This window comes from Cycloclasticus sp. PY97N (assembly GCF_002443175.1).
GTDB lineage: Bacteria > Pseudomonadota > Gammaproteobacteria > Methylococcales > Cycloclasticaceae > Cycloclasticus > Cycloclasticus pugetii.
Genome location: NZ_CP023664.1, coordinates 1,492,751 through 1,514,979 on the forward strand (window position 1 = coordinate 1,492,751; position 22,229 = coordinate 1,514,979).

Sequence of the window (22,229 nt, forward strand, 5' to 3'; positions counted from 1 at the left end):
TGTATTGTACCTATTATTTTTTCAATGCGAGGAAAATTGGGTTCCCTTGTCGATTTATTAACACAGAAATAAACTTTCCTTCTTTTATTTTAGAAGCCAACTTTTTCATGTGCTGGGTATTTTTAACTGACTGGCCATCAAGTTGCATAATAATATCACCGGCACGAATACCCGCATTTGATGCATTCCCATTATCAACAGAGGCAACAAGAACACCGTATTGCTTAATTCCTAGCTCATCACGCATCTGTTTTGTTAAGTTTTTTATAGACATGCCAAGAATACTATTACCCTTTGACTCAATTACATCGGTAGCTGATGCTTGTTCATCTTCTGGTAAATTTTCTAGCGTGACCGTAAGCACTTTAGTTTTCTTATTGCGAATAACGGTTACTCGAGCCTTATTTTTGATATTAGCGGCACCTACTAAAGGAGGTAAAGAGGATGAGCGACTTATACTTTCACCGTTAAAACTTATGATAACGTCGCCGACTTGAATGCCTGCTTTTTCTGCTGGGCTATCAGGAACAATTTGAGCCACTAAGGCACCTTGAGGTTTATCCATCTCAAAGGATTCTGCTAGTTCACGAGTAACATCCTGAATACGAACACCTAGCCAGCCGCGAATAACATGACCAGATTCCTTCAATTGGTTACTTACATTTAGCGCAACATCAATCGGAATTGCAAATGATAAACCCATAAAGCCACCAGAGCGACTATAAATTTGTGAGTTGATACCAACCACTTCGCCCTCTAGATTAAATAAGGGGCCACCAGAATTGCCGGGGTTAATCGCGACATCCGTTTGAATAAAAGGCACGTAATTCTCTTTAGGTAAACTTCGACCCTTAGCACTAACAATTCCCGCCGTCACTGAGCTATCAAAACCAAAGGGTGAGCCTATCGCAAATACCCACTCCCCTACTTTAAGTGATTTAGATGAACCTAATTTCACAACAGGGAGGTCTTTAGCATCTACTTTTAGTAACGCAACGTCGGTACGCTCATCACTACCAATCAATTCGGCTTTAAGCTCTCTACGGTCCTGAAGCCTAACGAAAATCTCATCTGCATTTTTAACAACATGGTGATTGGTTAACAAAAACCCATCATTTGAAATAATAAACCCTGACCCTAATGAACGAGACTCGCGTTGGCGTGGCCTTTGCCCTTGGCCACCAAAAAAATGTTTTAACAAATCACTATAAGGCTGGTTTTCTGGAAACTCGAAACCTTCAGGCAAGACACTGTGCTGTTGCGCTTTTTGCGTTGTGCTGATATTTACAACGGCTTTATTATTTTTCTCTACTAGGTCCGTGAAGTCAGGCAAACCATTAGCTACAGCATTCGTAAACAACCCCGATAACATAACTATAAAAAAAATACTTCGGCTCAAACGTGTATACATAAGTTTTCCTTTTTATAACGATTCAAAATAAATGGGGAGCATTAAATTTTTTTCAAGATTACTGGGTTAATTTTCTGTACTTCAAAAAAGCTCTCAATTAATTTTTTAATAAATTGATAGCAACCAGCAAAACCAATAAGTGCTAGAACGATAGTTAATAATTCATTATTTAAATTGAATTGTTCGGTTAGGTATTGGCCTACTATTGCAAAGAGAAATAGCGCACATAAGGGTACAAAATATATTAAACCGGTTAATCCCAAAAACACTTTTTCGCTAATACCAATAACAACTTCATCACCCTCTTTTAGTGGTAACGTTGATTGCATTTTAAGTTGAATTTTTTTGGACCCAAAAAATTTTGATAACGTTGAAGTCGAGCAGGAAGACGCTTCTTTGCAACTTTGGCATGAAGAGCTTTGAGTGGTTTCAACACTAACCCATGAATGGTCTACCGATTGTACGACGGCTATTTCTTCAATCACATCTATTTCCACTTGGTTATATTAGTTTTAAGTGCTTTTACTAAAAATACTGAAACCTGTTATTAAACAGCAAATTATTCACCACGTTATTCCGATAAACCGGAGAGTTAATCAATTACCGTCCAAAGGTAACTAACTGAGGACGTAATGTATTTTCATTAACTATTAACTCATCATCAACGGGCTCTTCTAGGGCTAAATGTTCTTCCTTTTGAGGGTCAAGTGATGCAATAGATTGTTGTTGTGGGGACACGGAGGGCACATTATTTATATTAAAAACAATGACTGCGAAAATGGCCACTGAGGCCGCTATGGCTGCCGTTATATATGTTTTGCTGTCTGATTTATTACGTTGGGGGGCTAAAACTGTTGGCTCCGCAACAATTGCCGCCTGAACTTGCTTTAAAAATGATTGTTGATGAACATCTGGTTCTTCACTTAATACTTCTCTAATAAGTGCATAACGATCTAAGGTTTGATTGAGCTCGTGATCACTTTGTATTTCGGCTAATAACTCTTTCATCTCATAATTACTTAATTCATTATCAAGCAGCGATGAGAGTTGTTGTTTATGCGTGTCATTCATTTTTTTTCCTAATCAATAACCTAATTAGAGCAATGGTTTTAGTATTTTATCCACGGCTTCACGAGCCCTAAATATGCGTGACCTAACTGTACCAACCGGACACTTCATCTTTTGTGCAATTTCTTCATAACTCATTCCATCTAGTTCTCGGTAGCTGATCGCATTTCTCAATTCGTCTGGCAGGTCGTTAATGGCCTGTTGAATAGTGTTTCTAATCTCTTCACTAAGTAACAGGTGTTCAGGCGTGTCGCCTTCTTTAAGTTGAAAAGCGCCTTCAAAATTTTCTGCATCATTGACATCCACCGTATGATCAGAAGATTTTCGTGCTCTAGAAACAAGGTGATTTTTAGCTGTGTTAACGGCAATACGATATAACCATGTATAAAAAGCACTATCTCCCCTAAAATTCGGCAAGGCTTTATACGTTTTAATAAATGCTTCTTGCGCCACATCCTGAGCCTCACTTGCATCACTAATATACCTGCTCACCAATTGAATAATACGCTGCTGATATTTAATAACTAATCTATCAAACGCCTTCTTATCACCCTCTTTAACAAGCGCGATTAATTGCTGATCATCTTGGTCAGACATACCTGCTCACATAAACTTGTACAGATAACTCTAACGCTTGCCCTAAAGACAGTCGTATTAAGAAGGAGTTCAATTGTTTAGAAGAAAAAAGCAATTTATTAATTATTCCGTGTAAAGTAACAAAGTTTTTCCATTATGACCCTTAAGAGTAAGTCTAATCAAATAAATTAATATGCCTGATCATTCACTTTCTTATGACGTTATCATTATAGGTAGCGGTGCCGCTGGTCTAGGACTTGCCCTTTCATTACCTGACCACCTTCAAGTTGCTATTCTTTCAAAACTAAATATGTCTGAAGGCAGTACTTATTATGCCCAAGGTGGCATCTCAGCCGTTTTAGACAGCGCTGACTCATTAGAATCTCACCGCCTAGATACCATGCGTGCTGGTGCTGGCTTATGCCATGACGATGTTGTTGAATTAGTGGTATCAAACGGTAAAAGCAGTATTGATTGGCTCATGAAGAATAATGTCGCGTTTTCCACTCATAAGAGCACGCAATCAAACAGTCAATTGCACCTTACTAAAGAAGGTGGTCATTCCTATAGGCGTGTTGTTCACGCAGATGATTCAACGGGTAAAGCGGTGCAACTTGCACTAAACGAACAAGTGCTTAATAAGCCGAATATTAAGATTTTTGAACACCATAATGTTATTGATTTAGTCACAGAAACAGACACCCTAAGCGGTAAAAAAAGGGTCATCGGTTGTTATGTACTGGACGCTAAAAAAGATATCGTATTTAGCATGAAAGCACCTTGCATTACGCTCGCAACAGGCGGAGCGAGCAAGGTTTATTTGTATACCAGCAACCCCGATGTTTCAACTGGCGACGGCATTGCTATGGCATGGCGCGCTGGTTGTAGAGTCGCTAACATGGAATTTATGCAATTTCATCCGACTTGTTTATTTCACCCAGAAGCCAAGTCTTTTTTAATCAGCGAAGCGGTTAGAGGAGAAGGTGGACTTTTATTATTGCCAGACGGCACACGTTTTATGCCAAATTTTGACAAACGTGCAGAACTCGCCCCTCGTGATATTGTTGCCCGTGCGATTGATCATGAAATGAAGCGTTTAGGGGTTTCTTCTTTGTTCTTAGACATTAGCCATCGTACCGCTAAGTTTACAAAATCACATTTCCCCATGCTCCACGAGAGGTGCCTTGATTTCGGTTTTGATATGACCAAAGAACCGTTACCTGTTGTTCCTGCGGCGCATTACACTTGTGGCGGCGTAATGACTGACAAAAACGGACTAACCGACATTACCGGTTTATATGCTATTGGAGAGACTGCTTTCACTGGGTTACATGGTGCTAATAGAATGGCCAGCAACTCTATTCTTGAATGTTTAGTTTTCGCCAAACAGGCCAGTGTTGATATCACTCGTTTCTTAAAAAACACCAAAAAACAGCCCAACATCCCAGCCTGGGACGATTCAAAAGTCATTAATTCAGATGAAGCCATTGTCGTTTCACATAACTGGGCTGAATTGCGCCAGTTCATGTGGGATTACGTGGGTATTGTTCGAACAACCAAACGGTTACAGCGAGCTAAAAATCGTATTGAGCTATTAAAACGAGAGATACAAGAGTATTACGGTAAATTTCATGTAACCAGTGACTTTCTCGAATTAAGGAATCTCGTTACCGCCGCAGAACTTATTATCGATAGTGCGCTTCTACGTAAGGAAAGCCGTGGCTTACATTACACACGAGATTATCCTAACCTAGATGATAAGCACTTTAAAAAAGATACAATCCTTAAACCTTAGGGTTTAGCAGCTGGTTTTTATATACCCTTAACGCAACACGCAGTTTTCTATTCTTCTCGTTAGTCATAGAGTCACTGCTTAATGCCAAATATAAGGTCTTGGTGTCTGACTGGAAATGTAGAAAAATAAGCGGACCTAAGAGTCTTGTGGTTTCTTTAAGACGATACACATGAGGTTTAACATGATTTCTCTCTATCAGCCAATCAGCATTTTCCTTACAGCGTATTTTTTTGACTTGAGCAACATTTAAAGCACCAATGTGAACGGTATGGGAAATCATCAATATGACAAATACGCTCAACATAACTTGGGCTGGAAAAGCCAAGGCATTTAACCAACAAGCCATCAGTGCGAATATAAAGACGCTATAAGCAAACCACCTAATTCTATTCGATGGTTGTATATTTATTTCAAAGGTCGGTACAAATTTTTTCAACGATACGGGCTACGTTTTGATCCTTTGGAATATCACCATAGAGCATGAAACCTAATATTTCAGGGTCTTCAATTTCTAGTAGTTTATTAAAAGCCTCTTTTTCAGCTGCTGAGAGCGCATCATAAGAGGTATCTACAAAACGAGTAAAAAGAACATCAAGCTCCTTCACGCCACGTCGGCAGCGCCAAAGGAGCTTTGATTTATCAGACATTAAGCAATCTTTCGTTCAACCAATAGTTTTTTAATCTCAGCGATGGCTTTTGCTGGATTCAAACCTTTCGGACAGGTTTCAGTGCAATTCATAATGGTATGGCAACGATACAATTTGAAAGGATCTTCAAGCTCGTCCAAACGCTCACCTGCATTTTCATCACGCGAATCAGCTAACCAACGATAAGCTTGCAGCAAGATAGCTGGACCTAGGTAGCGATCACCATTCCACCAGTAACTTGGGCATGATGTTGAACAGCATGCACAAAGAATACATTCATATAAACCATCAAGTTGTGCGCGGTCTTCTTTTGACTGTAGGCGCTCTTTATCAGGTGGAGGTGGTGTTGTTGATTGAATCCAAGGTTTGATAGATGCGTATTGAGCATAGAAGTGCGTTAGATCAGGCACAATGTCTTTTACAACGGGCATATGCGGTAATGGGTAAATTTTAATAGGCCCATCAATATCACCAATATCTTTGGTACAGGCTAAGGTATTTCTACCATTAATATTCATCGAACAAGAGCCACAAATTCCTTCACGGCAAGAACGACGAAAAGTTAATGTTGAATCAACCTCATCTTTAATTTTGATAATTGCATCCAATACCATTGGGCCACAAGTATCTAGGTCAAGAAAGTATTTATCAACGCGTGGGTTTTCACCGCTATCTGGGTCCCAACGATAAATTTCAACTGCTTGAATATTGGTAGCACCTTCAGGTGCAGGGTAAGTTTTACCCTCTTGTACTACAGAGTTTTTTGGAAGTGTAAATTCAGCCATTTATTTATCCTCGTTAAATCTTAGTAGACACGCTTTTTAGGCGGAACAACATCCACATCATCCGACAATGTATACATATGTACAGGGCGGAACTTAATACTGACCTTATTTTGATCGTCAAACCACATAATTGAATGCTTATGCCATTTATCATCATCACGATCTGGGAAATCCTCACGTGCATGACCACCACGGCTTTCTTCTCTATTTAAAGCACCTTCAATCGTTACCGCTGCTTGAGACAATAAGTTATCAAGTTCCAGTGTTTCTATTAAATCAGTGTTCCAAATTAGTGAACGATCAGAGATCGACACGTCTTTAAATGATTCTTGAACTTCTCTAAGTTTTTCAACACCTTCTTGCATAGACTCACCTGTTCTAAACACAGCCGCATGCTTTTGCATGGTTCTTTGCATATCTAGGCGAACTTCTGAGGTTCTTTTAGAACCATTTGCATTTCTAAACTTATCTAGGCGAGTTAATGCTTTATCGCAGGCAGTTTTTGCCAAGTCTGGATGATCCGTACCAGGTTTAACCACTTCAGCGGCTCTAATAGCTGCAGAACGGCCAAACACTACTAAATCTAATAGTGAATTTGACCCTAATCTATTCGCACCATGAACAGACACACAAGCAGCCTCACCAATAGCCATCAACCCTTCTACAACTTTATCTGGGTTATCACCATCAAGAGTAACAACTTCACCTTTATAATTGGTTGGAATACCACCCATGTTGTAATGCACGGTTGGTAGAACAGGAATAGGTTCCTTGCTGACATCTACACCTGCAAATATTTTTGCACTTTCGGCAATACCCGGTAAACGTTCTTCAATAACTTCAGGACCTAAGTGTTCCAGATGAAGGTTAATATGATCCCCATCTGGACCAACGCCACGCCCTTCATTAATTTCAATCGTCATGGAGCGACTCACTACATCGCGAGAGGCCAAATCTTTAGCGTTCGGCGCATAACGCTCCATAAAGCGCTCACCCTTAGAATTAGTTAAATAGCCACCTTCACCACGCACACCTTCAGTAATCAAACAACCTGAGCCGTATATACCTGTGGGATGGAATTGAACAAATTCCATATCTTGTAGAGGCAAGCCAGCTCTTAACGCCATAGCATTACCATCACCAGTGCAGGTGTGCGCAGAGGTGCAAGAGAAGTATGAACGCCCGTACCCACCGGTTGCCATGACAGCCATGTGTGAACGGAACAGATGAAGCGTACCGTCGTCCATTTTAAGTGCTAATACACCACGACATACACCGTCGTCATCCATAATTAAATCAAGCGCAAAGTACTCAATGAAGAACTCTGCATCATGTTTTAAAGATTGTTGATATAGCGTATGAAGGATTGCATGACCTGTTCGGTCAGCCGCTGCACAAGTACGTTGTGCAGTCCCTTCACCATAATTAGTGGTCATCCCACCGAAAGGACGCTGATAGATTTTGCCTTCTTCTGTACGAGAAAATGGCACACCATAATGTTCAAGCTCAACAATTGCAGGAATCGCTTCACGACACATATACTCAATAGCATCTTGGTCACCCAACCAATCAGACCCTTTGACGGTGTCATACATATGCCAGCGCCAATCATCTTTACCCATATTACCTAACGCTGCACTAATACCACCTTGCGCAGCAACAGTATGACTACGCGTAGGAAAAACTTTAGTAATACACGCTGTTTTTAAGCCTTTTTGCGCCATCCCAAAGGTTGCACGTAAACCAGCACCGCCAGCACCGACCACCACAACATCGTACTTGTGTTCGGTTATTTTATAATCTTCAATACTCATACAGCTCTAGCCTCCCACAGCAATGCGTACCACAGCAATAATGCTTGCAGCGGCCAATAAAAATAATAATAAGTTAGTCCCCATAATGGCGGCAATTCGTACAGCCTTAGCACCAATATAGTCCTCGTAAATAACTTGCATACCCAATGCGGCATGATAGAAAGCAGCAACAACTAAACTAACAATCAAAGCAGCAGACCAAGGCGTGCCAATACAGTCTACAACGGTTGTGTAATCAGCCATGCTGAGTACAGCCACTTTAAACGCAAACCAAATTGTTAATGGAATAAGGGCAACGGCCGTTACACGTTGAGCCCACCAGTGGTGTAAGCCGTCTTTTGCTGAACCTAGGCCTTTAGCCTGGCCAAGTGGTGATCTTAAACTCATGTTATGCTCCCGCTCCAGATGAAAAGGCAACAATCCAAACAACAATTGTTAAGAAAACAGATACCCCTAAGACAATATAAGACGTTTTTTCAACGTCAGCTTTTTCAAAACAATAACCAGCATCCCAAACCAAGTGCCTAATGCCGTTTGATAAATGAAAAAACAAAGCAAATGTCCAACCAAACAAAACCAATCGCCCTATAAAACTCCCCATAAACTGTTGTGCAGAGATAAACGATTCTTCACCGCCGGCTAACGCCATTAACCACCAAACTAGAACAAGAGTCCCAAGCGTTAAAAAAGCCCCTGTACCGCGATGAACGATTGAAAGCAATGCTGATAATGGCAACCTGTAAACATCTAGGTGCGGTGATAGTGGTCTGTTATTACTACTCATGTAAACCCTCTTGATGATGTAAAAAATATATTAAAAATCAATGCATCTTCCGTTCTTTTCCCAATCCCCGTAGCGAGTTGGTTCTGGACCAGAACGACCATTGATTTCTTTTGTTAATTCCGGTGTAGGCTTATTGTCTTTTTCAGCATTATTTTTTTTTAATTGCTCTGCTGGTTCCAGTTCTTTGCGCATTAAAACACCTCAATTCAGAAGCTCGTTAGATTAAAACATCAGTCATTTATATTCAAGGATATACTGACGGTTTTTGTGCCGCAACATAATTTTTTAACGTTACAATATGTCTCTCATGAATTGTAAGTCTAAGCATATGAATACAACTACCCTATATGACCTTTCAAGTAGTAAGAAAATTATTTCTTTTTCAGGAGAGGATGCAGCTCATTTTTTACAAGGCCAAACAACTTGTGACGTATTGGCTTTAAAAAACTCTGACGCTGTTTTTGGAGCCGTATGTAACCCAAAAGGCAGAGTAATTACATTATTTCACCTAATAAAACACGACGAAACCTATTACATGGTTTTATCTAGTGGTATGGCCTCAATTATTATCAAACGTATGAAAATGTTTGTATTTCGATCAAAGGTTGAGATTACTGACGCATCAAATGACTACAAAGTATTTGGCATAAACCAGCCTCTCCCTCCAGCAATGAGCAGCTTATTAGCGCCTTTAAAAAGCATTAAATATCAATCTGATAGCGAGCTTTCCTTATTAATCGTTGCAACCCAACAATACACGACTGCTAAGACAGACCCATCAATAGCATTACAGAGCAACGAGACAGATTGGCAGCTACTATTGATTAATGAATGCATTCCAGAAATAACAACAGAGACAAGCGAGTTATTTATCCCACAAATGTTAAATATGGACCTTTTGAATGGAATTAATTTTCAAAAAGGCTGTTATACGGGGCAGGAAGTTGTCGCTAGAATGCATTATAAAGGCACCGTTAAAAGGCGGTTGGTTCAATTTCACACAGAAAAAGATCGCGCCGCAGGTGAAAGCATCCATTGTCCTGACGACCCTAACAGTGTTGGGACTATATTAAATTCACTTAATATAGGTGGTGAAACCAACACTGGACTAGTCGTCCTTAAAACATCGTTTATTAATGATGAAGCACTGCAGTTAGATGATAAAAGTGAGCTAATCCTACATAAACCAACTTACGGCTTAGGGGAATAAAGCTTGCAATAATGTAGTGCGTAACGATAAGAGGCTATATTTACAAGCTGCTTTTTTATCAACCCTGATACCAGACGATCAAAATCAGCCAGAGCATCGTGACTAAAAAACTCGTTAATTTATAAATTAACGAGTTTTTTCACATCATAAATCATGTCTTCTGTCGTTGATGACTGAGTTGCTAATAACTTTGCCTCACCCTTTGAATCAAAAACAAAAACCGCTCCACTGTGCGAAACCTCGTAATTGCCTTGGGCATCAGAGTCACCATAACCAAACGTCACACGGTATTTTTTTGTCATTTCTTTAACCGCTGATTCATCGCCACGAAGCCCAATAAACGCTGGGCCAAAAATATCCGTATATTTTTTAAGTTTTTCTACCGTGTCGCGCTTAGGGTCAACCGAGACAAATAAAACTTTCATCGAAGAGCCCTCAGGGTCAACGTCGGCTAACACCTGTGATAGTTGGTGCATGGTTGTTGGACAGATTCCTGGACAATTGGTGAAACCAAAAAATAACGCTACTGTATAACCATGGTAATCACTTGCTGTCACCACCTTATTATCTTCATCAATAAGTTCAAAACTAAGGTCTGGTATTAAACCACTGACATTGGTTAAACGTGTCGGCTCGTCTTCAGCACATGCTGATAATGTGATAAGGATAGCTATAACGGCAATGCACTTAATTTTTTTCATAATTTTCATTTTTTTGATAATTCAAACGGCGACGTAATACTAAAACAAGCCCTAAAACACTCATCATGCTAGCTGGAATCCAGGTAATAATACCACCATAAATTTGATCAGCTATAGGGCTAATGGGCCATGCACGGCCACACACATCATATACATCATAAATAACATCGGTACTAAAGGTTAAATAAGCCCCTAATAATTGTTGAGGAACAACAACGACGAACATCATGATGATACGCGTTTTAAACCCCTTCCCTTCCCCACGCCATTCGGGGCCTAATACCAACCACCAAAATAAAAAGCCATCAAGAAGCATCGACCAATTCATTACATAATACAACTTCTTACTGAGCATCGCTATAAAGTGAATGTCGGGTATTAGCCACAAATAAATTAAACCAACAAACAAAATAGGGGCTAACACAGGGTGTTGAATAAGGTGGTATAGACGCTCACAAGGCCACCTAATAAGTGTCGGCACAGACGACCAGCACGGCCAGTAATTCGGCAAGCCTTTACGCACAATTTCCACAGCACCCAGAACCATTAACATGGGTGCTAAATGATGCAAAACTAAATGCTGGAAACGATGTACCCAAAACATATACTGAGACAGGTAATCAATGTAGGTATGAGAAACAATATATATTGAGAACAAACCAATATAAAAACTGACTGCCTGCCAATACGTTTTAGCCGTTCTATCCACCCTCTTAATCGCCATAAAACCACGCGTATATAACCAAAAGAGCAATAAGAATGACACCATTAAGACAGGTGAAAACTCCCATGGTTTAAGGAAATCAAGTAAATGCATTGAAATGAATATTGTAAAAAAGCAAGATTATAACAAAGGTGTTACACGGTACTGCATTAGCTTCATAAATATTCATTGCACAACAATTAAATTAATAATGATCTAGATCAAGAAAGTATTAATATTTAGAGATAGATACTTAGATTAGTTCATACTTATTACTGAGATATCAGCTAATAATTTAAAAAGGAATTCAAATGATACTTAAACACCTTACCGGTAAATTCATACGATCAGATAAAGAATGGATTAAGATCCGTGATAGAAAAATCAGTATTGCTGAGTGCTTTTATAAATATATCCTTTTATTGACAGCAATCCCGGCAGTATCTGCTTTCATTGGTGCTGCAGTAATTGGCTGGGATATTGGCGACAGAAATTTTAGATTCACTTATCAAAGTACCATTCCACTAGCCGTCGCTTTCTATTTGGCTTGTATAATTGGCACCGCGATTATAGGTAAAGCAATCCATTGGATGGCAGCAACATATGGGGCAAGTAAAGATCTATCGACCTGTATGTTATTAAGCATTACGATACTATCACCTTTCTTCCTGAGTGGTATTTTTGCAAGCGCACCCATCCCTTGGCTTATTTTTATTATGGGGCTTATCGCCATTGCTTATGCCGTTTATCTTTTATACACCGGCATTCCCATTGTAATGGGCATTAATCAAGAAAGAGGTTTTCTATTTGCCAGTGCTGTCCTTACTATCGGTTTGGTAACCATCGTTGGAATTTTAGTTGCGACAGTTAGTCTTTGGGCAATGGGCCTAGCACCAATCCATGCCTAAGAAATACACCTTAGAAATCGAGTAAAACGGTTAGTTTTCTAATTTCATATGAGGGAATAAAATTACATCCCTGATTGAAGCCGAATCAGTTAAAAACATAACCAAACGGTCTATACCAATTCCTTCACCTGCGGTTGGGGGCATGCCCACTTCAAGTGCACGAATGTAATCTGCGTCATAATGCATAGCCTCATCATCACCTGCTTCCTTATCTTCTACTTGCTGTTTAAAACGTTCAGCTTGGTCTTCTGAATCATTAAGCTCTGAAAAGCCATTAGCTACTTCACGCCCGCCAACAAAAAACTCGAACCGATCGGTTACAAACGGGTCTTTGTCGCTTCTACGGGCTAGCGGTGACACTTCTGTTGGGTACTCAGTAATAAACGTTGGTTCATGAAGCTTCTCTTCAACCGTTTTTTCAAATATCTCAATTTGAATTTTCCCTAGTCCATAACTGTCTTCAACTGGAATTTTTAAGCGTTTAGTCACTTCTAATGCAGCTTCTTTTGTTGCCAAGTTTTCCCGAGTTATATCGTTGTTATAATGCAAAATAGACTCAATAACCGACATACGCCTAAAAGGCTTACCTAAGTCATAATCCTCACCTTGATAATGAACGATATTTGTTCCAAGAACACGTTCAGTCAGTGAACGAAGCATATCTTCAGTTAAATCCATCATATCTTTGTAATCTGAAAACGCCTGATAAAACTCAAGCATTGTAAACTCAGGATTATGACGTGTTGAAAGTCCCTCATTTCTGAAGCTACGATTAATCTCAAAAACTCGTTCAAAACCACCAACGACTAAGCGTTTTAGATACAATTCAGGGGCAATACGTAAAAACAACTCCATATCCAAGGCATTGTGATGTGTTGCAAATGGTTTAGCCGTTGCACCACCTGGAATGACATGCATCATTGGGGTTTCAACTTCCATAAAGTTATGATCAACGAGGTATTGACGAATATAGCTAACCACTTTACTACGTGTTTGAAATACCTTTCGTGACTCTTCGTTCATAATCAAGTCAACATACCGCTGGCGATAACGTTGTTCTTGATCTGTGAGCCCATGAAATTTTTCAGGTAAGGGCTGTAAAGACTTTGTTAGCAATCTAATTGATGCAACGCGAACTGATAACTCACCCGTTTTGGTTTTAAATAAAACGCCTTCAACAGCTAGAATGTCACCGATATCCCAACTTTTAAATGTTTGATAATGCCCTTCAGGCAGGCTGTCTCGTTGAACGAATAGTTGCATACGCCCAGTCATATCTTGTATGTGAGCAAAGCTCGCTTTACCCATAACGCGTTTACCCATTAAGCGGCCAGCTAAAGAAACGTTAACTGCTTTAGTTTCTAATGTTTCTTTATCAAATTGATCATAGTCGGCTTGTAAGCTTTCAGCATAGTGTTGGCGCTTAAAATCATTAGGGTAAGCATTGCCTGATTTTTTTATCTCAGCGAGTTTTTCACGACGAACCGCAATTAATTTATTCTCATCGTGCTCTGGGTTATTGTTCTTTTGTTCACTCATCACTTAAATTCCACTTTTTAGACTGGCTTCAATAAATTGGTCTAACGACCCATCGAGGACTGCTTGTGTATTGCCAGTTTCGACACCTGTACGTAAATCTTTAATTCTTGATTGGTCTAATACATAAGACCTAATCTGGCTTCCCCAGCCAATATCTGATTTGCTTTCTTCTTGCTCTTGTTGATCAGCCATTTTCTTTTGCATTTCTAGCTCATACAGCTTAGCTTTTAATTGCTTCATTGCTGTGGCTTTATTTTTATGCTGCGAGCGATCATTTTGACATTGAACAACCGTATTGGTCGGTTCATGTGTAATGCGCACAGCAGACTCTGTTTTGTTAACATGCTGCCCACCTGCCCCACTGGCCCTATACACATCAATTCTCAAATCAGCTGGATTGATATCAATATCAATATCATCATCAATTTCTGGTGATACAAAAACAGCAGCAAAAGATGTATGACGACGGTTACCTGAATCAAATGGTGATTTCCGCACTAATCGATGCACACCAATTTCAGTCTTTAACCAACCGAATACATAATCTCCTTGAATAGACACTGTTGCACTTTTAATACCGGCCACATCACCAGCTGAAATCTCGATGATATCTGTCTTAAAATCATGTTGCTCCGCCCACCGCAGGTACATACGCAAAATCATTTCAGCCCAATCTTGGGCCTCTGTGCCACCTGAGCCTGCTTGAATATCTAAGAAAGCATTATTTGCATCCATCTCACCTGCAAACATGCGTTGAAATTCAAGTGCCGCTACTTTTTTTTCAAAAGATAATAAGTCTTCTTCTATTGTCGCGACTGTCTCATCATCATCTTCGTCAACAGCCATTTCCAACAGATCACTTGCATCTGCTAACGCGCTAGTTAATTCATTAATAGTATTGACAACAAGTTCTAGTTGGCCACGTTCCTTACCCAATGTTTGTGCTCGATCAGGATCATTCCATACGTCAGGGTCTTCTAATTCGCGTAAAACCTCGGTTAAACGCTCGTCTTTTGTTTCGAAGTCAAAGGTACCCCCTAAGCGATAAAGTACGCTCTTTTAGGTCACTAATCTTATTAATGATTGGGTTAAGCTCACGCATGGCTAAAAGTTACTAAAGGTGGTTATTCGGTTGTTACCGGTTCTTCTGACCCTTGTAACAAAGCATCTAACGTATGCCATGGTAATGTTGCACATTTAACACGTGCAGGATATTCACAGACACCTGCTAATACGGCTAGTTTTCCAAGCTCGTCCATTTCAACATGCTCACCCGTTGCCATTTTATGGAACAATGAAAATAGGTGTTGAGCTTCTTCTTCGGTTTGCCCTTTAACGATATCTGTCATCAATGATGCGGAGGCTGTTGAAATTGCGCAACCTTGACCCTGAAAGCTAGCATCACTAATTTTACCGTCTGAAAATTTTATAAAAAGCGTTAATCGGTCTCCACATAATGGATTAAAGCCGTCTATTTGACGATCTGCATCGTCCATCGCGCGGAAATTTCTTGGGTTTCTATTATGATCAAAAATAACTTCTTGATATAGATCTCTTAAATCATCCAACATTAGCCAAACATCTCTATTAAGTTTTCAATTCCAGCCATCAAAGCATCGACTTCTTGGTGCGTATTATACATTGCAAATGAAGCTCTCGCAGTGGCAGGCACTCCAAAAAAATCCATCACAGGCATTGCACAATGATGCCCTGCTCTAACTGCAATACCTTGATGATCCATCATCGTACCAATATCATGCGGGTGGATACCGTCTAAAACGAACGACATAATCGCTCCTTTTTCTTTAGCCGTACCAATAACTCTTAATTTATCAATGCGTTTAGCTTGTGCTACAGCATAGTTTAATAATGCATTTTCATGTGCTGCTATCTCATCAACCCCAATGCTGTTTACATAGTCTATTGCTGCGCCTAAACCAATCGTTCCAGCAATGTTTGGTGTTCCCGCTTCAAACTTATACGGTACTTTGTTATAGACCGTCTTATCAAATGTAACAACACTGATCATGTCACCACCACCTTGATAAGGCGCCATTTGTTCAAGTTGCTCCATTTTTCCATACAGAGCACCAATACCGGTTGGTGCGTACAACTTATGCCCAGAAAACACATAAAATTCACAATCAAGCGCCTGCACATCAACTGAAATATGAGGAATTGCTTGAGCGCCATCCACAAGAACAGGAACATCATGCTGATGAAGCTGGTCGATTAGTTGCTTAATTGGGTTAATTGTTCCCAACGCATTGGACATGTGCGATATAGCCGCAAACTTAGTTTTGTTGCTTATCAATGCTTCAAACTCTTCCAGCATCAGCTCACCATGCTCATTAATTGGTGCCACCTTTAAGCTAGCCCCTGTTTTTTTGCATAACATCTGCCAAGGAACAATATTGGAATGGTGCTCCATCGCGGTGATCAATATTTCATCGCCTTGTTTAATTGTTTCTGCTAAGCCATTGGCGACTAAGTTAATAGCTTCTGTCGCCCCACGGGTGAAAACAATTTCTTTTTCTGATGCTGCATTCAAAAACTGTTGAACAGTTTTACGCACATTCTCATACGATAAAGTAGCCCGTTCACTTAATGTATGAACACCTCGATGGATATTAGCATTATCGTTTTCATAATAGTTAACGATACTCTCTATCACCTGCTTAGGTTTTTGGCTTGTCGCTGCATTATCAAGGTATACCAATGGTTTACCCCGAACTTGCTGATCTAAGACAGGAAAGTCCTGACGGATTTTATCAACATCATACGCGGCTAAATTTTCTACTGATTGATTCATAACCACTCTTTTTTCATACCGGCCTGTGGGAAGCGTTTAAGCAAGTTAGCTAACAAGGCCATTCTTAATGGTTCAAAACTAACTCGCTCAATCATTTCGTTGGCAAACGCGAAGGTCAACATATTTTTTGCAGTCTGGTTGTCAACGCCCCTAGACTGCAAATAGAAAACAGCTGCATCATCAAGCTGACCAACCGTTACACCATGAGCACATTTAACGTCATCAGCATAAATTTCCAATTGTGGCTTGGTGTCAACTTCGGCACGATCGGATAACAATAAATTTCTGTTATTCATTGCTGCATCAGTTTTTTGAGCATCTTGCGCAACAATAATACGCCCTTGGAAAACACCCGTTGAATGGTCGCCTAAAATTCCTTTATAGAACTCATTACTAACAGCGTGCGGCTGTGCATGATTTAAGCGCGTATGTTGATCCATATGCTGACGATCTTGTCCAACATATAAACCATCCATAGTACAGTCAGAGGCTTCTCCTAGGGTTGCATGAGCCTCCGTGCGCGAGATACTTGCACCAAAAGTGTAACTGTTCTGATTAAATATTGCATTTTTCTCAAGCCGTGAATAAACACCACCAATATGATAGGCGCTTGTAGATTCAGATTGTAAACGGTGGTGTGATAAGTTTGCATTCGGCTCAACAACCAATTCGCTGACAACGTTTGTAAGATAACAGCTGTCATCAACTGCATGATAGGTTTCAATGATTTGTGCTTTTGATGATGCTTGAGCAAGTATTAAGTTTCTTGTATTACTCAGTGTTAATGCGCCTTGTTTTGATGAGATAAACGCTACCTGAATCGGTTTATCGACCACCGTGTTTTCCTCAATACAAATCAACGCACCATCAGAAAAAAGAGCGGTATTAAAATTAATGAACCCTAACGCTGGTGTTTCTACTACAGAATCCAATAATGACTTAATAAGCGCTTCGTTATCGACTAGGCCATCACTCAAAGCGGAAACAATCACACCATTCGGTATATCCTTAAGCGAAGAAAGCTCAGCTTGATAAAAGCCGTCAACAAACACGATGTGATGGCAGTCATCTAACAAGACACTATCGACAAATGCAGAATCGACCTGTCCAGCGACATCAGGCAGTGTAAATTGATTCTTTTCAATCGGCGTAATATTCGTATATCGCCACTCTTCTTCACGAAACGTTGGAAAACCACTAGCAGAAAATTGCTCTGCCGCTTGTTTACGTAGATTAGCTAACCAATCAAACCCTTCACCAAGAAGCTGTTTTTTTTGATCTAGCACTAAGCCAGTGTAATGAGTATTTGGTAAATGCGTAACAGACATAATTAACTCGCTAATTTTTCGTCAACCCAAGCATAGCCTTGTTTTTCAAGTTCTAATGCTAGTTCTGGACCACCTGACTTAACGACTTGTCCATGAGCTAATACATGAACGTAATCAGGTTTAATATAATCTAGCAAACGCTGGTAATGAGTCACTAAAACAAATGAACGTTCAGGGTTACGTAGACGGTTAACGCCTTTAGCAACGACTTGAAGCGCATCAATATCTAAACCAGAATCTGTTTCATCTAACAAACATAATGAGGGCTCTAATACTGACATTTGAAGAATTTCATTACGCTTTTTCTCACCACCAGAGAACCCTTCATTAACTGCGCGGTATAGAAACTTTTCATCCATATCGAGCTCTTTCATTTTTCCCTTTACCATGGAAATAAAATCCATCGCATCAAGCTCTGGTAAGCCGTTAAATTTACGCACACCATTAAGTGCAGCCTTTAGGAAATAAATATTGCTCACGCCTGGGACTTCTACCGGGTATTGAAAAGCCAGAAATACGCCTGCCCAAGCACGCTCTTCTACACTCATTTCAAACAAGTCTTTACCGTTAAATAATACACGGCCTTCGGTTATTTCATAGCCTTCTCGACCAGAGAGCACGTATGACAAGGTACTTTTACCAGAGCCATTTGGACCCATAATCGCATGTACTTCACCAGCGCCAATTTCTAAATTAATACCTTTAAGAATTTCTTTTCCTTCTACACTGACGTGTAAATTTTCAACCTTTAACATATCTTTATTCCTTAACTATTTTATTTATTAACCAACACTGCCTTCAAGACTAATGCCAAGTAGGGCCTGCGCTTCAACCGCAAACTCCATCGGTAATTCTTTAAACACTTCTTTACAAAATCCGTTCACAATCATCGAGACAGCATCTTCGGCAGAAATGCCTCGTTGCATGCAATAAAATAATTGGTCTTCACTGATCTTAGAGGTCGACGCCTCATGTTCGATGGTCGCAGTAGGGTTTTTTGTTTCTATATACGGAAAGGTGTGCGCGCCACATTGGTCACCCATTAACAACGAGTCACATTGTGTATAGTTTCGAGCATTTTCAGCACCTCGACCTACTTTAACAAGACCGCGATACGTATTTTGCCCATGCCCCGCCGAAATACCTTTTGAGATAATTGTACTACTCGTATTCTTTCCTTGGTGGATCATTTTTGTGCCGGTATCTGCTTGTTGGTAATTATTTGTCAACGCAACTGAATAAAACTCGCCAACAGAATTATCACCCTTCAAGATAACACTGGGGTATTTCCACGTAATCGCGGAACCTGTTTCAACTTGTGTCCAAGACACTTTGGCATTGTCTTCACGACAATCAGCGCGTTTTGTTACAAAATTATAAATACCACCAAGGCCGTTCTCATCACCCGGATACCAATTTTGAACAGTTGAATATTTAATTTCAGCATCTTTCAAAACCACCAATTCAACCACTGCTGCGTGCAATTGGTTTTCATCTCGCATAGGCGCTGTACAACCTTCTAGGTAACTGACATGGCTACCTTCATCTGCGACAATTAAGGTTCGCTCAAACTGTCCGGTATTAGCCGCATTAATTCTAAAGTAAGTAGACAGTTCCATTGGACAGCGAACGCCCTTAGGAATGTATACAAATGAGCCATCACTAAACACCGCAGCATTCAACGCTGCATAAAAATTATCATACTGTGAAACCACAGTGCCTAAGTACTGTTTAATCAACTCTGGGTGGTCTTTAACCGCTTCTGAGAATGAACAAAATATAACACCCGCTTCAGCTAGTTTATCTTTAAACGTGGTCGCGACAGAAACACTATCGAACACAGCATCAACGGCCACACCGGCAAGACGCATTTGCTCTTCCAGTGGAATTCCTAATTTGTTATAGGTACTGATAAGTTCAGGGTCCACCTCATCTAAACTCTTAGGCCCATCTTCCATACTTTTTGGCGCTGAGTAATAGCTGATATCCTGAAAATCTATTTTAGGAAATTCAACAAACGCCCACTCGGGGTGTTCAATTGTTAGCCAATGCCGATATGCTTCTAATCGCCATTCCAGCAAAAACTCAGGCTCTTCTTTTTTTGCTGACAAGGCTCTGATAACATCTTCATTTAGGCCTGGCGGAAAAGAATCTGATTCAATATCCGTCACAAAACCATCTTTGTACGCTTGACCTATCCTATCTTTTAAATTTTCATTAGATGCTGACATCTAGCTCTCCACTTTTAAATCACTTGTTTTGACCATTTCTGGCACACTAAAATTAACTGTTTGCTGCCTAACCGGGGTAATCATATCTGCCAGACTAACCGCCTCAATAGCGGTATAGACGGCTCTGTTTATTAAATGCCAATTACCCTTAACTTCGCACGAGGCTTCCTGTTCACATAGACCTGAAATCGTACTGCATTCAGTCATACTAATTGGGCCTTCTATCGCGGTAATTATGTCAGCCACGTTTGTTTCACTGGGGGAGTTTACTAATGCGTAACCACCTTTAGATCCACGGTGAGAGACTAAAATGTTATTTTTTGTTAACAATTTAAGAATCTTACTCACGGTGGGTAACGCAACACCTGTTGCATTGGTTAAGTCAGAAGCAGCATGAAGCGCATCTGGATGATGAGCAATATGCGTCAAAATAACGCTCGCGTAATCTGTAAGTTTACTGACTCTTAACATAATAACCTCATATATAGGACTATTTTAGTACTATATAGGTTCAATGTACACCTAAAATCGTAAGTCTGAGCCAGTTATGCACCTAAAAACAACAAGCTAGCGCCCTGTTTTTTAATTATTGAAATCAGTTAAATTCTAAAACTAAACGTGCCAAATGATAAACCTTACGTTGCTGACCCTAATTTAATACGCAACGTTTCACCGGCAAACTCCACAACATCGCCTGAAACAATTTTTTTACGTTTCCTTGTTTCTATCTCACCATTTAACAAGACCAACCCTTCACTGATGACCAATTTTGCCTCGCCACCACTGGCAACCAGATTTTCAAACTTCAACACTTTATACAACTCTACTGGTTCCTTTGGAATTTCAACGTCAATCATAATTATTATTAACTCTTTATGGGCAAAATGTTTTTGCTTTTTCGTCTGGCAAATCATAATACTGATACAAACAAATCATGGCAGGTTCATTTGAAGCCTCGACGTTCATACTTTGAAGCAATTCTTGCCACAGCCCCACTCGATCACTGCTCCCTGCATAGCGTGCCGTTGCATTACGTTTTGTAAGCCATAGACCATTTGCATTAAAACTATACACCGGTAGTAAATCATTACGCTGAGATGCCGGAAGTATTTTTGGGTTTAAATTATCCAGCACTAACGGTTCAGCATTTGGCTTGTTAAAATAACTTACAACCATGTGCGCCCTATTAATATCTAAGGCTTTGACATAGGTTAGACGAAGTTTCTCTTCTTCGACGCCCATCGCTGTTAAAGTAAAATACTTTGCAATTGATAGATCTTCACAATCACCGGCCTTAGTCACCAGAGTTTGTAACGGTGTTGCCCAATAGTCTTGCTTTCCCCAATGATAAATATCATCAATAAACTCAACTTTGTTAACAAAATCATTAACTGCATTCAATTTATCAATATCTGGCTTTTTAGCCCCTTGCTCTATCAGCGTTTTCCATGCCTCAACACGCTGTCGAGTTTCAGGGTTGATCCCATCTATTAAATGAGGGTTTTTCGGTGCACCAGCACAAGCTATTAGTAAATTAATAACTACTATGACGAAGAAATGTTTAAAAATAGCTTTCATCATTTAATGACTGAGTATTTCCATAATTTTGGCCAACTCAAAATCTTTTTTTGATAGCCCGCCTACTTCATGTGTTATCAAATTCACATTAACTGTTTTATAAACATTAAACCACTCCGGATGATGACCTAGTTTCTCAGCATAAAGAGCCACCTTTGTCATAAAGCCAAACGCCTCGATAAAATTTGAGAAGGTAAATGTCTTAGCCAGCTTTCCACTCTTCAAGATCCAATGAACAGATGTAAGCTGATTTAAGAGGGCAAGCTCCCTGTCAATTTCTAACTTTGAATATTGTTCAACCATCTGATCCTCCGAATTTGTGATGCATCATTAGCAAAA

At 39.9% G+C, this 22,229-nt stretch carries 27 protein-coding genes; 3 read left to right on the plus strand and 24 right to left on the minus strand.

Annotated features, from left to right (window positions below; genetic code table 11):
• Positions 1–13 precede the first annotated feature (13 nt).
• From CPC19_RS07345 to rpoE, 4 genes are all read right to left on the minus strand, one after another.
• Positions 14–1,411, minus strand: a complete 1,398-nt coding sequence (locus CPC19_RS07345) for a DegQ family serine endoprotease (RefSeq protein WP_015005882.1) — start codon at positions 1,409–1,411, stop codon at positions 14–16.
• Between the two features lie 41 nt (positions 1,412–1,452).
• Positions 1,453–1,896: a SoxR reducing system RseC family protein gene (locus CPC19_RS07350; RefSeq protein ID WP_020162128.1), complete on the minus strand. Its 444-nt coding sequence runs from the start codon at positions 1,894–1,896 to the stop codon at positions 1,453–1,455.
• Between the two features lie 115 nt (positions 1,897–2,011).
• The gene (locus tag CPC19_RS07355; RefSeq protein WP_015005880.1) at positions 2,012–2,482 is read right to left on the minus strand and encodes a sigma-E factor negative regulatory protein; all 471 of its coding nucleotides are present in this window, start codon (positions 2,480–2,482) and stop codon (positions 2,012–2,014) included.
• Positions 2,483–2,506: 24 nt separating this feature from the next.
• Entirely contained in the window at positions 2,507–3,076 is a 570-nt protein-coding gene (rpoE, locus tag CPC19_RS07360; RefSeq protein WP_016390734.1) for an RNA polymerase sigma factor RpoE, read from the minus strand.
• A gap of 172 nt (positions 3,077–3,248) precedes the next feature.
• Here rpoE and nadB point away from each other — a divergent pair, with 172 nt between their 5' ends.
• Positions 3,249–4,850, plus strand: a complete 1,602-nt coding sequence (nadB, locus tag CPC19_RS07365) for an L-aspartate oxidase (protein ID WP_016390735.1) — start codon at positions 3,249–3,251, stop codon at positions 4,848–4,850.
• On the opposite strand, the gene CPC19_RS07370 is transcribed toward nadB, so the two are convergent.
• Genes CPC19_RS07370 through CPC19_RS07400 form a run of 7 tightly spaced genes read right to left on the minus strand, consistent with a single transcriptional unit; the run spans position 4,840 to position 9,072 of the window.
• Positions 4,840–5,286, minus strand: coding sequence for a protein YgfX (locus tag CPC19_RS07370; protein WP_016390736.1), 447 nt, complete (start codon positions 5,284–5,286; stop codon positions 4,840–4,842). The genes nadB and CPC19_RS07370 overlap by 11 nt on opposite strands.
• The gene (locus CPC19_RS07375) at positions 5,261–5,497 is read right to left on the minus strand and encodes a succinate dehydrogenase assembly factor 2 (RefSeq protein WP_015005876.1); all 237 of its coding nucleotides are present in this window, start codon (positions 5,495–5,497) and stop codon (positions 5,261–5,263) included. Before CPC19_RS07375 ends, CPC19_RS07370 begins: the two co-directional genes overlap by 26 nt.
• The gene (locus CPC19_RS07380; protein WP_015005875.1) at positions 5,497–6,282 is read right to left on the minus strand and encodes a succinate dehydrogenase iron-sulfur subunit; all 786 of its coding nucleotides are present in this window, start codon (positions 6,280–6,282) and stop codon (positions 5,497–5,499) included. The genes CPC19_RS07375 and CPC19_RS07380 overlap by 1 nt, the downstream gene beginning before the upstream one ends.
• A 20-nt stretch (positions 6,283–6,302) precedes the next feature.
• Positions 6,303–8,096, minus strand: coding sequence for a succinate dehydrogenase flavoprotein subunit (sdhA, locus tag CPC19_RS07385; RefSeq protein WP_015005874.1), 1,794 nt, complete (start codon positions 8,094–8,096; stop codon positions 6,303–6,305).
• Between the two features lie 6 nt (positions 8,097–8,102).
• Positions 8,103–8,483 carry a succinate dehydrogenase, hydrophobic membrane anchor protein gene (gene sdhD, locus CPC19_RS07390; RefSeq protein WP_015005873.1) on the minus strand — a complete coding sequence of 127 codons (381 nt, stop codon included), beginning with the start codon at positions 8,481–8,483 and terminating at the stop codon, positions 8,103–8,105.
• Position 8,484: 1 nt separating this feature from the next.
• The gene (sdhC, locus tag CPC19_RS07395) at positions 8,485–8,880 is read right to left on the minus strand and encodes a succinate dehydrogenase, cytochrome b556 subunit (protein WP_016390737.1); all 396 of its coding nucleotides are present in this window, start codon (positions 8,878–8,880) and stop codon (positions 8,485–8,487) included.
• A gap of 30 nt (positions 8,881–8,910) precedes the next feature.
• Entirely contained in the window at positions 8,911–9,072 is a 162-nt protein-coding gene (locus tag CPC19_RS07400) for a DUF1674 domain-containing protein (protein ID WP_015005871.1), read from the minus strand.
• A gap of 136 nt (positions 9,073–9,208) precedes the next feature.
• Between CPC19_RS07400 and CPC19_RS07405 the strand changes: the two genes are divergently transcribed.
• Positions 9,209–10,090 carry a folate-binding protein YgfZ gene (locus CPC19_RS07405; protein WP_016390738.1) on the plus strand — a complete coding sequence of 294 codons (882 nt, stop codon included), beginning with the start codon at positions 9,209–9,211 and terminating at the stop codon, positions 10,088–10,090.
• A 119-nt stretch (positions 10,091–10,209) separates the two neighbouring features.
• Here the strand turns inward: CPC19_RS07405 and CPC19_RS07410 are convergent, their stop codons facing one another.
• Positions 10,210–10,791: an SCO family protein gene (locus CPC19_RS07410; RefSeq protein ID WP_238538365.1), complete on the minus strand. Its 582-nt coding sequence runs from the start codon at positions 10,789–10,791 to the stop codon at positions 10,210–10,212.
• Positions 10,778–11,608 (minus strand): cytochrome c oxidase assembly protein, encoded by an 831-nt coding sequence (locus CPC19_RS07415; protein ID WP_015005868.1) that lies wholly within the window; start codon positions 11,606–11,608, stop codon positions 10,778–10,780. The genes CPC19_RS07410 and CPC19_RS07415 overlap by 14 nt, the downstream gene beginning before the upstream one ends.
• A gap of 197 nt (positions 11,609–11,805) precedes the next feature.
• Here CPC19_RS07415 and CPC19_RS07420 point away from each other — a divergent pair, with 197 nt between their 5' ends.
• Positions 11,806–12,402: a Yip1 family protein gene (locus CPC19_RS07420; protein ID WP_016390741.1), complete on the plus strand. Its 597-nt coding sequence runs from the start codon at positions 11,806–11,808 to the stop codon at positions 12,400–12,402.
• Between the two features lie 30 nt (positions 12,403–12,432).
• On the opposite strand, the gene lysS is transcribed toward CPC19_RS07420, so the two are convergent.
• The 11 genes from lysS to CPC19_RS07475 all read right to left on the minus strand — a co-directional run bounded on the left by lysS (position 12,433) and on the right by CPC19_RS07475 (position 22,193).
• Complete coding sequence (gene lysS, locus CPC19_RS07425) at positions 12,433–13,941, minus strand: lysine--tRNA ligase (RefSeq protein ID WP_015005866.1); 1,509 nt, start codon at positions 13,939–13,941, stop codon at positions 12,433–12,435.
• Between the two features lie 3 nt (positions 13,942–13,944).
• Positions 13,945–15,043, minus strand: a protein-coding gene (gene prfB, locus CPC19_RS07430; RefSeq protein ID WP_096910748.1) for a peptide chain release factor 2 whose coding sequence is annotated in 2 segments (ribosomal slippage) — positions 13,945–14,967 and positions 14,969–15,043 — 1,098 coding nt in all. Because the reading frame shifts where the segments join, the coding sequence is not laid out codon by codon here.
• A 22-nt stretch (positions 15,044–15,065) separates the two neighbouring features.
• Entirely contained in the window at positions 15,066–15,512 is a 447-nt protein-coding gene (gene sufU / locus CPC19_RS07435) for a Fe-S cluster assembly sulfur transfer protein SufU (protein ID WP_015005864.1), read from the minus strand.
• Positions 15,512–16,753: an aminotransferase class V-fold PLP-dependent enzyme gene (locus CPC19_RS07440; RefSeq protein ID WP_016390743.1), complete on the minus strand. Its 1,242-nt coding sequence runs from the start codon at positions 16,751–16,753 to the stop codon at positions 15,512–15,514. Before CPC19_RS07440 ends, sufU begins: the two co-directional genes overlap by 1 nt.
• Positions 16,750–18,081: a Fe-S cluster assembly protein SufD gene (sufD, locus tag CPC19_RS07445; protein WP_016390744.1), complete on the minus strand. Its 1,332-nt coding sequence runs from the start codon at positions 18,079–18,081 to the stop codon at positions 16,750–16,752. The genes CPC19_RS07440 and sufD overlap by 4 nt, the downstream gene beginning before the upstream one ends.
• 2 nt (positions 18,082–18,083) lie before the next feature.
• Positions 18,084–18,836 carry a Fe-S cluster assembly ATPase SufC gene (gene sufC / locus CPC19_RS07450; protein ID WP_015005861.1) on the minus strand — a complete coding sequence of 251 codons (753 nt, stop codon included), beginning with the start codon at positions 18,834–18,836 and terminating at the stop codon, positions 18,084–18,086.
• Between the two features lie 27 nt (positions 18,837–18,863).
• Complete coding sequence (gene sufB / locus CPC19_RS07455; RefSeq protein ID WP_016390745.1) at positions 18,864–20,312, minus strand: Fe-S cluster assembly protein SufB; 1,449 nt, start codon at positions 20,310–20,312, stop codon at positions 18,864–18,866.
• Positions 20,313–20,783 carry an SUF system Fe-S cluster assembly regulator gene (locus CPC19_RS07460; RefSeq protein WP_015005859.1) on the minus strand — a complete coding sequence of 157 codons (471 nt, stop codon included), beginning with the start codon at positions 20,781–20,783 and terminating at the stop codon, positions 20,313–20,315.
• 164 nt (positions 20,784–20,947) lie between these two features.
• Entirely contained in the window at positions 20,948–21,169 is a 222-nt protein-coding gene (locus CPC19_RS07465; protein WP_015005858.1) for an RNA-binding S4 domain-containing protein, read from the minus strand.
• A gap of 16 nt (positions 21,170–21,185) precedes the next feature.
• Entirely contained in the window at positions 21,186–21,893 is a 708-nt protein-coding gene (locus CPC19_RS07470) for a transglutaminase-like cysteine peptidase (protein ID WP_015005857.1), read from the minus strand.
• Positions 21,894–22,193, minus strand: coding sequence for a 4a-hydroxytetrahydrobiopterin dehydratase (locus CPC19_RS07475; RefSeq protein WP_016390746.1), 300 nt, complete (start codon positions 22,191–22,193; stop codon positions 21,894–21,896). It abuts the gene before it with no gap.
• Positions 22,194–22,229: the final 36 nt, after the last annotated feature.